Raw genomic sequence first — 13,664 nt, forward strand, 5'->3', positions numbered from 1 at the left:
GCCGGCGGCCGTGCGGGCAGTCTCGGGCGAGACGGCACGTCGACGACCCATGAACGAGGACCTCGAGACGATTGGCCGAGACTTGGGGCGGATGCTACAGGCGCTCGCGGGGATGATGGTGCTCTCGATACTCGCCCCCCTCGTCTGGCGCGAATTCTACGCGATTCCCGCGTTGCTTGTCTCGGCGGCACTCGCCTTTGGAGTCGGCCGATCGCTGTCGTATCGCTTCCGTGACGCCGACGACCCGTCGAAGCTCCACGGACTGATGGTCGCTGCGACGGGATGGCTGTTCGTCGCGCTCTTCGGTTCCCTCCCGTTCCTCCTGGTCGCGTGGACGATTGCCCTCGACCCCGTACTGCTCGAGACGCCGACCCTGACCGGTCGGGCGGCCGCGACCGTTGGCGCCTTTCGTGACCCGCTCAACGCGCTCTTCGAGTCGATGAGTGGCTTCACCGGCACCGGACTGACGATGACGGACGATGAGGCGGCGCTCCCGCACACACTCCAGTGGTGGCGAACGTTCATCGAGTGGGTCGGGGGCGTCGGCGTTATCGTACTCACGACGGCGATTCTCTCCCGTCCCGGCAGCGGGTCGCTGACGCTGTACGAGAGCGAAGCGCGTTCCGAGAAAATCCACCCCAGCGTCGTCTCGACGGTGCGGACCATCTGGTGGATCTTCATCCTGTTTACCTTCCTCGCGATTCTCCTGTTGTGGCTAGCCGGGATGCCCCTCTGGGGCGCAATCAACCACGCCATGACGGGGCTGGCAACGGGCGGATTCTCCATCACGGACAACTCCATCGCGACATACGACAGCGTCGCCATCGACGTCGCTCTTCTCCCGATCATGACCCTCGGCAGCATTGCCTTCCCGATTCACTATCTCATGCTCCAGGGCGACCTGAAGAACCTGTACACGGATCTCCAGACGCGATGGGTGATTGGTTTCTTCGTCGGTGGCTCGCTCTTCCTCTCGACGATCGTGTACGACGCGGGGACGTACGACTCGGCGTTCGCTGCCGTTCGGTACAGCGCCTTCCAGTTCGTCTCGGCGATGTCCTGCACCGGATTTCAGACGGCCGTCGATGCGACCAACGTCGCCCTTGGCCGGTGGCCCACTGCGGCACAACTCACCGTCACCGTCGGGATGGTCGTCGGGGCGGCCGCCGGGTCGACCGTCGGCGGTATCAAACTCGTTCGGCTGGCGACGCTCATCAAGGGCGTCAGCTACCGCATCACCGACGTGTTCTACCCCGATACTGCCGTCCGACGACTCGAAATCGACGACCGTCGGCTGGCCGACGAGGCGGCCAACCGGGAGTTCGAGGAAGCGGCAATCATCTCCTTTCTCTGGGTGGCCTTCCTCGGTCTGGGCGTGTTCGTCCTCCTGTTCATCCTGCCACCGGACGAGTACACGCTGGAGAACGTGCTCTTCGAGGTGGCGAGCGCACAAGGGAACGTCGGTCTCTCCGTCGGTATCACCGGCCCCGCGATGCCCGCACTCGGGAAAGTAATGTTCCTGTTCAACATGTGGATCGGTCGATTGGAGATCATCCCCGTCCTGGTGTTGCTTCGCGCCGCCTTCACGCGAGGTGGGGTGTACCGATGACGCCCGCGCGACTGCCGCTGCTGGAACAGATACTCGAGAGCGGGGCAGACGACCGAGTCTTCGACGGCCTCCTCGTCGTCGGCCCGGCCGTCATCGCGCTGATTGCCGCGTTCGGGCGGTCTCCGGCGACTATCGCACTCGCCGCGGGCTACATCGTCGCGTTCCTCTCGCACACGTGCGCGAAGGCGGTCCGGTGACCTGACTCGACGCTCGGCCAAACTGCGGTTTGAGTCTTCCCGACACCTATGTCGGTGGCGGCGGCATCGTCGGATATGGATTTAGACGCATTCACTCGGTCCAACGCTCCCGAAGACGGCGAGGACGGCTTTCAGAAGGAGAACAACCGCCTGCTGGACGTTCCCCTCGACGGCACGGTGATGGTCAAAGCCGGGTCGATGGTGGCGTACACCGGCGACGTCACCTTCACGGGCAAGTCGTCGGCCGAAGGCGGCATCACCGGCTTCGTGAAAGAAGCCGTCAGCGGCGAAGGGACACCAATCATGGAGGCGACCGGGAACGGTCACCTGTACGTCGCCGAACAGAGCAAGAAAGTACAGGTGCTCTCACTCGACGAGGGAGAGGGCATCTCCGTCAACGGCGACGACGTACTCGCGTTCGAGTCGAGCGTCAATTACGAAATCAACACCGTCAGCAGCATCTCGGGCATGGCCGCCGGCGGCCTGACGAACGTCTACCTCACCGGTCCCGGCGAGGTGGCCATCTCGACACACGGCGACCCACTGGTCATCACGCCCCCGGTGTACACCGACCCCGACGCGACGGTCGCGTGGAGCGCCGACCTCTCGCCGTCGTTCGAGACGAACAAGACGTTGGAAATCGGGCAGACCTCCGGCGAAGGCATCCAGATGGCGTTCACCGGCTCGGAGGGGTTCGTCGTCGTCCAGCCGAACGAGGAAGGCTCCGTGACGCAGGCGCAGTGAAACCTGACGGCGGACGCGAGCGATTCAGGGCTTGATGTACCCGTAGCCGGCGTCCTGCAGACGCGCGAGTTCACCGACGCCCGACGGCACGACTTCGACGCCGTCGACGAGGTCAGCCTCGGTGATGCCGGCGCCCCGAATCGTGTTCCGGCACTGTTTGATGGCGACGCCGCGGTCGAGGAGCTGTTCCACCCGCTCCCGTTCCGGCGATTCCTCTGTGACGAGTACGAGGCCGCCGCTGTTCGTGACGAGAGCGACGTCGTCGACGGTAACCGTCTCGTCGTCGAGGAGGTTCGCGATGTTCGACACGGTCCGAGCGTGGAGCTTGGCGTCGTCGGTCGAGTGGTGGAAGACGACTCGCATGGCGACGCTACGGTCGACGGAAGGAAAAGAGCGGGGCCTACTACGCGGGCGAGACATCGGAGAGACGCTCAGACGACGAGAATAGCGGCGACGACGAGGAGAACGCCGGCCAGTGCGACCCGCAGTCGGTGGGCTGACACGCGGTGAGCGACGCGCCAGCCGACGACCACGCCGACGAGCTGCGGGACGCCGACCAGAATCGCGGTCGGAACGTCCACGGCGCCGACGGTGGCGTAGCCGACCGTGGCGAACAGCGCGAGGAATATCGACTGGACCTGTGCGACGGCGACCGCTCGGAGCATCGGCATCCCCAAGACGACGAGCACCGGGACGGCGACCACCGGCCCGCCGACGCCGAGCAACCCGCTCAACACGCCGACGCCGCCGCCGACGCCGGCCAAGATACCGCGGCGACGCTCCGACGCAGACAGCGGCCCGTTCGGGTCGAGGCCGACCAGTTCGCGATAAGCGATGAGTACGCCGACGCCGGCGAGAAACGCCGCCAGCAGGACGCCGAAGACGCGGTCGCCGACGAGCAAGTTGAGTCGCGTACCCGCTAGCGCGCCCGCGATTCCGGCGCCGCTCAGGACGGCCGCGGCCTCGCGGGTCCGTCCCGCGGTCAACTCCCCGGACCGGACGTAGGCGCTACTCCCGACGAGCCCCGTCGCGACGAACGTCGCACTCGCGGTGCCGGCGACGGCCGCCGACGAGAGGGGGGTCAGTTCGTAGAGCGCGGCCGTGACGAACACGCCGCCGGGGCCGACGGTGGTGATGCCGACGCCGGCCACCAGCGCTATCCCGACCAGTCCGGCGGCCAGTAGCGGCGTCACGCGCCCGCCCCGTCGCAGGGCCGGTCGATGTCCTGACGCATCGTGTCGCTCTCGTCGGCACCGCGCTTCAAGAGTGCGGCGGCACGCGCACGGAATCCATATAGCGCCGGGGACGCTAGTACTCGCGATGACCGACGGCCCTTCGGCGCGACCCCAATCACGGATTCACACCGCCCCTCGGACGGACGTCTCGCAGGACCAGGGCGGCTTCCGGACGCACTTCAACTTCCCCGGGCGAATGGTCCCCGCCCACGACGACCACGGCTACGGTCCCTTGGCGACCGTCGTCGAGTCGTTCATGGACCCCGGAACACACATCCCGATGCACCAGCACCGCGACGAGGAGATAATCTCGTGGGTGCCCGGCGGCGTGATGCGCCACGACGACCGACGGGGCAACGACCTCGTCACGGATTCCGAGCATCTCCTGGTGATGAACGCCGGTCGCGGCTTCTGGCATGCCGAGGCGACTCTCGCCGACGACCCACCGCTCCGGATGCTCCAGATATTCGTCCGGCCGCGGCGTCTCGGCCTCGACCCCGGCATCCAACACGAGCCGATTCCCGACCCCGTGGCCGGCGAGTGGCGCCACCTGTTCGGCCCCGAAGACGGCGACGCACCGCTGTTCGTCCGGAACGCCGTCGACTGCTACGACTGCCGCCTCGCCGCCGGCGAGACGACCGACCTCCCCTCGCGTCCGGGCTGGGACACGTACTGCTACGTCTTTGAGGGTGCCGTCGAACTCGGCGACGAATCGCTCGGCCACACCGAGAGCGCACTGGTGACCGACGGGACGGCGACGCTGACGGCCTCTGCGGACGCAACGCTCGTCGCCTTCGTTATCGACCCAGACGCACCGGTCACGCGGCAGGGGACTATCGGTCGGTGACGCGACCCGTGTCTCGAAGTCGGTGCGTGTGGCCGTCGCGAAGCGAACGCCCCTACTCCGGCCCCGGCCGACTCAGGTTCTGTAACCGGCCATCACAGTCCGGACAGACCGTCGGCGACGTCGACTCACAGAGCCGTCGCCCACACTCCGGGCACTCGTAGAGCTGTTCGTCTTGGTCACACGGGGCTGGGTCCGGGACGGTTGGCATAGCTCCAATTCGGTGGCGGACTGTGTTAACTGTTGTCACTATCGTGGGTGTCGCCCCCCCGTTTTTTGTCCGTTCGCGCCGAGGGATGTCGCATGATAGACAAGATTCTGTTTCCGACCGACGGGAGCGACGGCGCGAGCGATGTGTTCGAGCACGCCCTTGACGTGGCCGCCGCTCACGACGCGACGGTTCACGTCGTCAACGTCGCGGACACGACGCGCGACAGCGTCACGCAGGTCCGGGGACAGGTGGTGGACGCACTCGAGAGGGCGGGAGCGAAAGCGGTCCAGGAAGCGGCGACTCGCGCCAGCGACCGCGGCGTGCCGACCGTCACCGACGTGCTTCAGGGAGAACCGTACACCACCATCGTCGACTACGCGGACACGGCGGGCGTCGACCTCGTGGTCATGCCGACCCACGGCCGACGAGGACTGAAGCGGTTCCTCCTCGGGAGTACGACCGAACGCGTCGTCCGCCGGTCGCCGGTCCCCGTCCTGACCGTCCGCCCCGACGACGACGTGACGGTCCGCTACCCCTACGAGCGAGTGCTCGTCTCGACGGACGGGAGCGACCCGGCGGCCGCGGCCCTCGATATGGGGGTGGACGTGGCCCGCGTCGCCGCGGCCGACCTCCACCTCGTCTCCGTGGTCGACGTGATGAACCTCGGCGTCGACGTTCGGGCGGACATCCAGACGGAGGCGCTCGAATCCGCCGCCCGCGACATCGTCGACGAAGCTGCAGCGACGGCGACGGATGCCGGCGTCGACCCCGCGGCGACGAGCGTTGAGTTCGGGGGGTCGATATCGCGAGCCATCCGCTCGTACGTCACGGAGAACGGTATCGACCTCGTGGTCGTGGGGACGCACGGCCGGACGGGATTCGACCGCTACGTCCTCGGGAGCGTCGCGGAGTCTCTGGTTCGGACGGCGCCGGTCCCGGTGCTGACGGTCCGCGGCGACTCGTCGTGAGCGACGCTCCAGTTATCAATCTCTGATATCGTCGGCCAGATTTATCCCCGCAGACCGGCCGACGGCGTGCATGCAGAAGTCTGAATCTGCGTCTGCGTTCGGCAAGGGAAATCTCAACGCACAGATATCTGTAGACGACCTCATGCGCGAGTGTGGACTCGACGCGGCGGAAATCGAGTGGCGAAAGGAGTTCATCGGCTTCGACGAGACGGACGCCCGACGCCTCGAATCGCTGGACGACGTCTTTCGCGACCACGCCGACCAGATTGCGGACGACTTCTACGACAACCTCACCGGTCGCGACGAGACGATGGCCGTCATCGACCGGTCGGACAAGACCATCGAGCAGTTGAAGCGGACCCAGTCTGCGTATCTCGTCTCGTTGGCGAACGGCGACTACGGTCGCGATTACTTCGCCAATCGGGCGCGAGTGGGCAAACTGCACGACCTGCTCGATATGCCGATGAAACAGTACATCGGCCAGTACGGCGTCTACTACGACCTGCTCGTCCCACTCCTGATGGACCGCCTCGGGGACCGACTCGTCGACCGACTGGCCGAGGAGATGGACGCCGATACCGCGGAACACATCGTCGACGAGGAACTCGACGCGGGGCAGGCGGACCTCCTCGCCGTCCTGCGCATCATCAACCTCGACATGCAGGTGGTCGCGGACACGTACATTCACTCGTACAACCAGCGACTCGAGGAGAGCGTCGAAGAGCGCGAGCGACTCATGCGGGAGGTGGAGTCGGACCTAGCGGACCCGATTAGCGGCCTGCGTGACGCCGCCGAGGAAGTCTCCGAGCGCACCGCGTCCATCGACGCCGAGACCGACGAGCAGGTCGACGCGATGACGGAAGTCGCGGACGAGGTGTCGAACATGAGCGCAACCGTCGAGGAAATCGCGTCGACCGCCGACGAGGTAGCCACCACCAGCCAACGCGCCGCCGACTTGGCGTCCGACGGCCGGGAAGCGGCGACCGACTCTATCGAGACGATGGAGCGCGTCAGCGACTCCTCGCAGGCCGTCGCCGACGACGTGGATGGCCTCGCCGAGCGCATCGACGAAATCGACGAGGTGGTCGAGGTAATCAACGACATCGCGGACCAGACGAACCTCCTCGCGCTGAACGCGTCCATCGAGGCCGCGCGGGCGGGCGAGGCGGGCGAGGGGTTCGCCGTCGTCGCCGACGAGGTGAAGAGCCTCGCGGAGGACTCACAGCGTCATGCGGGCGACATCGAGGAGATGGTCGACGAGATTCAAGACGAGATGTCGTCCACCGTCGACAGCCTCGAAACGACGACCGAGCGAATCGACCGCGGGATGACGGAAATCGAATCCGCGATGGAGACGCTCGAAGAGATTGCCGATGCCGTCCAGGACGCCACGCAGGGCATCCGCGAGGTGTCGGCGGCGACGGACGACCAAGCCGCGTCGACCGAGGAAGTCGCGAGCATGATCGACCAACTGGTCGAGCAGACCGAACGCATCTCGGGCGAGGTCGAAGCCCTCGCGGAGATCAGCGAGTCACAGACGACACAGATTCGGACCATCGACGAGAGCGTGCGCCGCCTCGGCGACGACTGACCCCCCACAGTCAATACCATCCGTCTCGAACCGGTGGGTAACGATGTCTCTCTGGGGCGTTAGCCCGTGATAGCCGACACGCTCGCAGGACTGTTCGGAACGGACCCCGTCGTCAACGGTCTCATCGGTGGGCTCGTCATCGCGACGCTCAACCTCTTCGGCGCATCGCTCGTGTTCGTCTGGCGCGACCCCTCCGAACGCGCACTCGACGGCGCTCTCGGCTTCGCCGCCGGCGTCATGCTCGCGGCGAGTTTCACGAGTCTCATCATCCCGGGCGTGGAGACGTACTCCGGCGGCAACCCGCTCCCCGTGCTGCTGGGCGTGGCGCTCGGCGCCCTCTTTCTCGACCGCTCGGACGTGCTGATTCCACACGCCCACTACCTCGTGACGGGGCGCAAACGCGCCGACGCCGCCAACCCCAATACGTCGCTCCCTATCGCCGACGAGCGACTCGCGGGCGTCATGCTGTTCGTCCTCGCGATTACGCTCCACAACATGCCCGAAGGGCTGGCGGTCGGCGTCGGCTTCGGGAGCGGTGACCTCGGCACGGCCATCCCGCTGATGCTCGCTATCGGTCTCCAGAACATCCCAGAAGGGCTGGCGGTGTCGGTGGCCGCCATCAATGCCGGTCTCGACCGACGGACGTACGCCATGTTCACAGGAATCCGGTCGGGGCTGGTCGAGATTCCGCTCGCGGTGCTGGGCGCGTACGCTGTCGGCGCGATGTCGACGCTGCTCCCGTACGCCATGGGCTTTGCCGCGGGGGCGATGCTGTTCGTCATCAGCGACGAAATCCTGCCCGAGACGCACACCCGGGGCAACGAACGGATTGCGACGCTGGGGACCATCGTCGGCGTCATCGTGATGCTCTATCTCGACATCTCGCTCGGCTGATAGTGATGGTTGGAACTGTGTACCGGCGTGTCGCCGGACGGGGCGGTAACGTGCCGATCCTGACTTACAACCAGCACTGCGAGTAGTTCCCAACTCGCTGGAAAGAGAGGGGTTCATATATCGGTAGCCTCCCAACCTATTATCGATGACTGGTGGCGGCGACCTCACGTTCCGTTGCCCGGACTGTGGGGAGGCCATGGCGGTGAACGAGTCAATGCGAGACGCATTGCTCGATCACGGCTGTGTCGTCTGCGGATCGACGGTTTCGGCGGCGGCGTTCTCGCCGGCGGAACCGGAGTAACTGCCAGCTACGGCTCCGCAGTAAACAAGTTATAAACGGCCCCCCCGCCATTTCCCGGCAGACGACACGCATGACCGTGGAGCAACAAACTGCGATGACGGGCGCCGAAACTGACGCGCTCCTCGAACGTCACGAGACCGGCGTCCTCGCGCTCGCCCGAGCGGACGAGCCATACGCCGTCCCGATTTCGTACGGGTACGACGCCGACAGCCGTCAGTTCTGTATGCGACTCGTTTCGACGAGCGGTGGCGAGAAACGACGCTTCCTGACCGACTCGCCGAAGGTCAGGTTCGTCGTGTACGAAGAGGGCGAGACGACCTATCGGAGCGTCATCGCGACCGGGCGTCTCGAAGCGCTCTCGCAAGCGGACCTGACGCCCGACCACATCGAGCGATTCGGGGCCGCGCGGCGACCCCTCTTCGAGATGTGGAACGAGTCCAAATCTGATCTCGACATTCAGCTGTACGAGCTCGCGCCCGACGAACTGAGCGGGCGACGCATCGATATCGAGTGATTACGCGTCCAGAATCGCGTCGAGGAGCTTCGTCTGTGCAGCGGCCAGATGCTCCGTGAACGTCGAGCGAGTGATGTCGAGTTCGGCGGCCACGTCGCCCGCGTTCGCTCCCTTCGGTCGCTCGAAGTATCCCATCCGATGGGCGGTTTCGAGGACTTCTCGCTGCCGTTCGGTGAGTCGCCCACGGTCAACGAACACGAGGTCGTGGTCCGAGGGGTTCCCTTCCGACCGGAGCAGTCGGCGGATGTCGACCTCCGGATACTGCTCTCGAAGCGTCGTGATGACGCCCTGTAGCTCGGACATATCCGCGGCGTGAAAGACGAGATAGAGCATCCCGTCTCTGGTGTGGACGTCGACGACCGGACAGTCGAACTGCTCGACGCACTCGCACGGACACCCCGACCCGCGAGAGCGAGTGAACCGATAGACGGTCTGTGACCCGTAGGAAAACACGGGCGACAGTTGGTCGTCGATGTCTGCGGCTTCGGCCGTAGCATCGTCGAGCATGAACTCCTCGGTGACTGTCTCGTCGTCCTCCGGCGCGACGCTCCGCGAAACCGAGAGTGTCGACGCGTCGGCGTCGGCGGCAGCGCTGGCGACGGGACAGGACCCGTCGGCGTCGACACACAGTTCCGCTCTGATGCCTGCCATCGATGACTGCTTCGCGCGACACGTTGGTAAACGCTCCGACAGACGCGTGGCGCTCACCACGGCCCCTTATAAAGTACCCACGATATCGTGGGTGAAGACTGGTTGTGGATACGCCCCTCTCAATATATGAGTACCAATGGCCATCGCCGCTCCCCGATACGACCGAGATGCCGACGAACGGACCATCGACGACACCGACGACGTGCGATCGATTCTGCAGGCTCTGCAGGACGACGACTGCCGCGCGGTGCTCGACGCGACGGGCGAAACGCCCCTGTCTGCGAGCGAACTCGCCGAGACCTGTGACCTGCCGCTCTCGACGGCCTACCGAAAACTCGAACGGCTCACGGACGCGGGCTTGCTGAACGAGCGAACGCGCCTCTCCACCGACGGCAAGCACGCGAGCGAGTACGTCCGCGCCGTCGACGAAGTGGTCGTCGACGCCGACGCGGGCTTCGAACTCACGGTCTCATCACACGACTCGTCCGACGGCGGGGCGCTCACGCACTAATCGCCATCAATCCCGGAGTCGGCGCAGGGCCCAGACGACGAGACAGAGTCCCTCCACTCGGGCCGCGGTGTACACCCACGGCCGGAGCGACACGTCGTCGTCGCTCGTCGCGAGGGCCATCCAGAAGTCGACGACACGGCGCGGACGGAGCAGTTCCACGACACCCAACGCGAGCGCTGCGAGGCGAAGGAGCATACGACAGACGACGCGGCCACCGACAATAACTGTTACTCAGAGAGAATGTACGGCTGTCGTCGTATCCGTCCATAGGTGGTCGGTGATACGTTTTTACCGTCTCTCCACGTAGCAGAACACGTATGGCGGACCGAAATCCGTTCGACGAACTGGACGAGTTGTTCGACCAGATGCAGCGAAACATGGAGCGAGCTACCCGGATGTGGGAGTCCGAGGCGCTCGAATCCACGCTGCCGGGCGCCGCGTCGATGAACGTCGACCTCGAAGACCAGAGCGATGCGTTCGTCCTGACCGGCGACCTCCCCGGGTTCGAGACGGACGACATCGACGTTCGAGTGAAAGACCGAACCCTCCACATCACCGCCGAACACGACGAGTCGAGCGAGGAGTCCGAGGGAGAGTACGTCCACCGCGAGCGTCGGCGGACGTCCGTCGAGCGCTCGGTTCCGCTCCCGAGTCCGGTCGACACCGAGGGCGTCACGGCCAGTTACAACAACGGCGTCCTGACCGTTCGGCTGCCGAAGTCGGAGCCGGATTCGGACGGGACACCAATCGACGTGAACTGATCAGCCGCGAAACGCTCGCACCGCGTCGAGCGTCGGGACGCCCGACCGGGCGCCGGCCTCGCGCGTGGCCATCGACCCCGCGGTGACCGCCGTCTCGACGGCGTCACGGAGCGAGGCCCCCGCTGCCAGTCGCGCCGCCAGAAAGCCGTTCAACACGTCGCCGGCCCCGGTCGTGTCGACGGGGTCGACCGCCGGCGGTTCGACCGCGAATCCGTCGTCCGCCGTGTCGACGTACAGCGTGTCACCACCCTGTTTTCTGACGACGATGCCCTCGTAGTCCGCGAGCGACGATTCGATGGCCGCGTACTCGTGTTCGTTCGGTGTGCAGTGATCGACGGCCTCGCGCGTGAGCAAGGGGTCGACGCCGTCGGGTGGTGCCGGGTCGAGAATCACCGTCGGCCGGTCGGGGTCGTCGTCCAGGCTGTCGAGCAAGGTTGCGACCGGTGCCACCGGAATCTCGTTTTGCAGGAGGAGACAGTCCGCCTCGGCCACCGCGTCGGCGTGGGCACGGACGTACGCCTCGTCGACGGCCGCGTTGGCACCGGGGTGGACGACGATGCGGTTGTCGCCACTCTCCTCGACGAAGACGTAGGCCGGGCCCGTCGGGGCGTCGGCCGTCCCGAGAGCGTCGGTGTCGACGCCAGCCCTCGCGAGCGCCGACACCACGTCGTATCGCCCGTGGTCGCGTCCGACTTTGCCGAGCATGGTCGTCGTCGCGCCGGCGCGGGCCGCCGCAACGGCCTGATTCGCGCCTTTCCCGCCGTGTCGGCGTTCGTCCACTTCGGGGTCGAACTCGTCGGGCAGGTCGGCGACGCGCACCGTCTCGCCGCGTTCGGGGAACCAGTCGTACCGCGCCTCGAACGTCGCGAGTTCGTCCGCGCTCACGTGGCACACGCGGTCGACGTTGACACTCCCGAGACTGACGACGTCACCCATTGCGCGCACCGTGACCCGGCGCGCACCTATACGTTCGGGTCACTCCATCGCCGCCTCACCAACGTTTATCCGAACTCCAACACGACGGAGGTGTATGACTATCGTGGCTGCAGTCGACGACGAGGGCAGCACCGGTGTGGTCCGCCGTGGCTACGAACTCGCGCAGGCGTTCGGTGAGGAGTTGGTGGTGCTGCACGTCATGCCCGAAACCGAGAGCGTGGCCGCGGCCGAGGAAGTCGCTGCCGAGGCCATCCGACTGGCGCTCGACGACCCCGAGAACGTGACGGCGGTCGGTGCGCTCGGTGACCCCGCGCCCCGAATCCTCCACGAAGCGGACGAACGCGACGCGAACTACATCGTGCTCGGCCCGCGAAAGCAGACGCCAATCGGCATGGCGCTGATGGGTAGCGTCTCGCAACTCGTCATGCTGAACACGGACTGCACCGTCGCGTTCGTCACCGACGACTAACTCTTCGACCCTTGGCCCTCCCGACGGCGCTTCGACACCGAATTGACTCCCGAGCGCGTAGCCAGCGATATGACTGACGTCCGCCGACGGGTTCGCGACCACGTCCGGGCGAACCCCGGTGTTCACTTCAACGCACTCGCTCGGAACCTCGACATCGCGACCGGGCAGGCACAGTACCACCTCCGCCGCCTCGGCCGGAACGACGACGTGGTCGCCGAGCGAATCCGGGGCCGGACTCACTACTTCGCACCCGAGTACGACGCGTGGGAGCGACGGCTACTCGCGCTCTACCGCCGCGAGACGGCTCGCGACATCGTCACGCTGCTCCTCGAATCGGAACGGCTCCCGGCGACGGTCATCGCCGACCGCCTCGACCTCGCCCGCAGCACCGTCTCGTGGAACCTCGATTCGCTGGCGGAGGCAGGCATCGTCGAGCAGTCCTACGGCACCAACGGACGCGTCGAGGTGTCGCTCGCCCGGCCCGACGAAACCGTTCGGTGTCTCGACGCCGTCACGCCGTCGCTCGCCGACCGCCTCGTGGACCGGTTTGTTCGCCTCGTCGACGACGGCCTCTACGGCGACGCCGACCCAGCGGAGTGAGCCACGACGGCCAGCGTCGACAGATACAGACATTTTTGTCGGCCTCCCGTCTACCTCCGCTGGGACGTGTGGCCTAGCGGATAGGGCGAGAGGTTCCTAACCTCTAGATCGCGGGTTCGAATCCCGCCACGTCCGTTTTCTGACCGAGCGAAGCGAGGTCGAAAACGGTTACCGGCGTTCGAACCCTGCGAGACGAGCGTCAGCGAGTCTCGGTTCGGTTCGAATCCCGCCACATCCGCTTCGTTCGTTAGCTCTCTCGCGGATATCGAGCCGTCCTGAAGAGTCCCGAGAATCGCCCGTCACTAACTGACAATTCGCCACACAGCGGTACGATTCTGTCCCGACCAATAGGTATATAGGTCGCTCAGGCCAACCCCAGAATGAGTCCCGATAGGGTAGCGGACTATCCTCTTGGCTTCCGGAGCCAGGGACCGGCGTTCAAATCGCCGTCGGGACGTTCCCGCATCGCACGCCCCGACTGCCCCACGCTCGCTGACGCTCGCGTGGGACGCCGTCGGGACGTTCTCCCGATACGACGAGCGTCGCGAGTCACTCGTATCGGCAGAACCGAGGGCGGCATTCGAACCGCGCCCCGGCTTAGTGAGGTTTATGCGGGCGTAGGGGCGAG

19 protein-coding genes and 2 tRNA genes are annotated in these 13,664 nt (G+C 65.9%); 15 read left to right on the forward strand and 6 right to left on the reverse strand.

Annotation, left to right across the window (positions count from 1 at the left end; all coding sequences use genetic code 11):
• Positions 1 to 49 precede the first annotated feature (49 nt).
• The 3 genes from BLU18_RS01585 to BLU18_RS01595 all read left to right on the forward strand — a co-directional run bounded on the left by BLU18_RS01585 (position 50) and on the right by BLU18_RS01595 (position 2,550).
• Positions 50 to 1,609 (forward strand): TrkH family potassium uptake protein, encoded by a 1,560-nt coding sequence (locus BLU18_RS01585; protein WP_092630442.1) that lies wholly within the window; start codon positions 50 to 52, stop codon positions 1,607 to 1,609.
• Positions 1,606 to 1,806, forward strand: coding sequence for a hypothetical protein (locus BLU18_RS01590; RefSeq protein WP_092630445.1), 201 nt, complete (start codon positions 1,606 to 1,608; stop codon positions 1,804 to 1,806). Before BLU18_RS01585 ends, BLU18_RS01590 begins: the two co-directional genes overlap by 4 nt.
• Before the next feature lie 75 nt (positions 1,807 to 1,881).
• Positions 1,882 to 2,550, forward strand: a complete 669-nt coding sequence (locus BLU18_RS01595; protein ID WP_092630448.1) for an AIM24 family protein — start codon at positions 1,882 to 1,884, stop codon at positions 2,548 to 2,550.
• A gap of 24 nt (positions 2,551 to 2,574) precedes the next feature.
• Here BLU18_RS01595 and BLU18_RS01600 read toward each other — a convergent pair whose 3' ends face one another.
• Positions 2,575 to 2,913 carry a DsrE family protein gene (locus BLU18_RS01600; RefSeq protein WP_092630451.1) on the reverse strand — a complete coding sequence of 113 codons (339 nt, stop codon included), beginning with the start codon at positions 2,911 to 2,913 and terminating at the stop codon, positions 2,575 to 2,577.
• Between the two features lie 68 nt (positions 2,914 to 2,981).
• Entirely contained in the window at positions 2,982 to 3,743 is a 762-nt protein-coding gene (locus BLU18_RS01605) for a sulfite exporter TauE/SafE family protein (protein WP_092630454.1), read from the reverse strand.
• Between the two features lie 127 nt (positions 3,744 to 3,870).
• Between BLU18_RS01605 and BLU18_RS01610 the strand changes: the two genes are divergently transcribed.
• The gene (locus tag BLU18_RS01610; protein WP_092630457.1) at positions 3,871 to 4,632 is read left to right on the forward strand and encodes a pirin family protein; all 762 of its coding nucleotides are present in this window, start codon (positions 3,871 to 3,873) and stop codon (positions 4,630 to 4,632) included.
• Between the two features lie 52 nt (positions 4,633 to 4,684).
• Here BLU18_RS01610 and BLU18_RS14465 read toward each other — a convergent pair whose 3' ends face one another.
• Positions 4,685 to 4,840: a rubrerythrin-like domain-containing protein gene (locus BLU18_RS14465; RefSeq protein ID WP_143025210.1), complete on the reverse strand. Its 156-nt coding sequence runs from the start codon at positions 4,838 to 4,840 to the stop codon at positions 4,685 to 4,687.
• 92 nt (positions 4,841 to 4,932) lie between these two features.
• Here BLU18_RS14465 and BLU18_RS01615 point away from each other — a divergent pair, with 92 nt between their 5' ends.
• The 5 genes from BLU18_RS01615 (at position 4,933) to BLU18_RS01630 (ending at position 9,108) form a co-directional block, all read left to right on the forward strand.
• Positions 4,933 to 5,808 (forward strand): universal stress protein, encoded by an 876-nt coding sequence (locus BLU18_RS01615; protein ID WP_092630460.1) that lies wholly within the window; start codon positions 4,933 to 4,935, stop codon positions 5,806 to 5,808.
• A 70-nt stretch (positions 5,809 to 5,878) separates the two neighbouring features.
• Entirely contained in the window at positions 5,879 to 7,399 is a 1,521-nt protein-coding gene (locus BLU18_RS01620) for a globin-coupled sensor protein (RefSeq protein WP_143025211.1), read from the forward strand.
• Positions 7,400 to 7,465: 66 nt separating this feature from the next.
• Positions 7,466 to 8,293, forward strand: a complete 828-nt coding sequence (locus BLU18_RS01625; protein ID WP_092630463.1) for a ZIP family metal transporter — start codon at positions 7,466 to 7,468, stop codon at positions 8,291 to 8,293.
• Positions 8,294 to 8,438: 145 nt separating this feature from the next.
• The gene (locus tag BLU18_RS15310) at positions 8,439 to 8,594 is read left to right on the forward strand and encodes a DUF7560 family zinc ribbon protein (protein WP_449272126.1); all 156 of its coding nucleotides are present in this window, start codon (positions 8,439 to 8,441) and stop codon (positions 8,592 to 8,594) included.
• Positions 8,595 to 8,664: 70 nt separating this feature from the next.
• Positions 8,665 to 9,108, forward strand: a complete 444-nt coding sequence (locus BLU18_RS01630; RefSeq protein ID WP_092630466.1) for a pyridoxamine 5'-phosphate oxidase family protein — start codon at positions 8,665 to 8,667, stop codon at positions 9,106 to 9,108.
• Here BLU18_RS01630 and BLU18_RS01635 read toward each other — a convergent pair whose 3' ends face one another.
• Positions 9,109 to 9,759 carry a helix-turn-helix domain-containing protein gene (locus tag BLU18_RS01635; protein ID WP_092630469.1) on the reverse strand — a complete coding sequence of 217 codons (651 nt, stop codon included), beginning with the start codon at positions 9,757 to 9,759 and terminating at the stop codon, positions 9,109 to 9,111.
• A gap of 136 nt (positions 9,760 to 9,895) precedes the next feature.
• On the opposite strand from BLU18_RS01635, the gene BLU18_RS01640 reads away from it, so the two are divergent.
• On the forward strand, positions 9,896 to 10,270 hold the full coding sequence (locus BLU18_RS01640) for a winged helix-turn-helix domain-containing protein (protein ID WP_092630472.1): 375 nt from the start codon (positions 9,896 to 9,898) through the stop codon (positions 10,268 to 10,270).
• Positions 10,271 to 10,276: 6 nt separating this feature from the next.
• Here the strand turns inward: BLU18_RS01640 and BLU18_RS01645 are convergent, their stop codons facing one another.
• A complete protein-coding gene (locus BLU18_RS01645; protein ID WP_176791158.1) occupies positions 10,277 to 10,465 on the reverse strand; it encodes a hypothetical protein in 189 nt (62 codons plus the stop codon).
• Between the two features lie 122 nt (positions 10,466 to 10,587).
• Between BLU18_RS01645 and BLU18_RS01650 the strand changes: the two genes are divergently transcribed.
• Entirely contained in the window at positions 10,588 to 11,031 is a 444-nt protein-coding gene (locus BLU18_RS01650; protein ID WP_092630475.1) for an Hsp20/alpha crystallin family protein, read from the forward strand.
• Here BLU18_RS01650 and BLU18_RS01655 read toward each other — a convergent pair whose 3' ends face one another.
• Positions 11,032 to 11,967 (reverse strand): PfkB family carbohydrate kinase, encoded by a 936-nt coding sequence (locus BLU18_RS01655; RefSeq protein ID WP_092630478.1) that lies wholly within the window; start codon positions 11,965 to 11,967, stop codon positions 11,032 to 11,034.
• 94 nt (positions 11,968 to 12,061) lie between these two features.
• Between BLU18_RS01655 and BLU18_RS01660 the strand changes: the two genes are divergently transcribed.
• The 4 genes from BLU18_RS01660 to BLU18_RS01675 all read left to right on the forward strand — a co-directional run bounded on the left by BLU18_RS01660 (position 12,062) and on the right by BLU18_RS01675 (position 13,493).
• On the forward strand, positions 12,062 to 12,436 hold the full coding sequence (locus BLU18_RS01660) for a universal stress protein (protein ID WP_092630481.1): 375 nt from the start codon (positions 12,062 to 12,064) through the stop codon (positions 12,434 to 12,436).
• 69 nt (positions 12,437 to 12,505) lie between these two features.
• Positions 12,506 to 13,036, forward strand: a complete 531-nt coding sequence (locus tag BLU18_RS01665; RefSeq protein ID WP_092630484.1) for a winged helix-turn-helix transcriptional regulator — start codon at positions 12,506 to 12,508, stop codon at positions 13,034 to 13,036.
• Between the two features lie 62 nt (positions 13,037 to 13,098).
• A tRNA-Arg gene (locus BLU18_RS01670) sits at positions 13,099 to 13,171 on the forward strand.
• A 249-nt stretch (positions 13,172 to 13,420) separates the two neighbouring features.
• Positions 13,421 to 13,493, forward strand: a tRNA-Arg gene (locus BLU18_RS01675).
• The last annotated feature ends 171 nt before the right edge of the window (positions 13,494 to 13,664 follow it).

This window comes from Haloplanus vescus, assembly GCF_900107665.1.
Classification (GTDB): Archaea; Halobacteriota; Halobacteria; order Halobacteriales; family Haloferacaceae; genus Haloplanus; species Haloplanus vescus.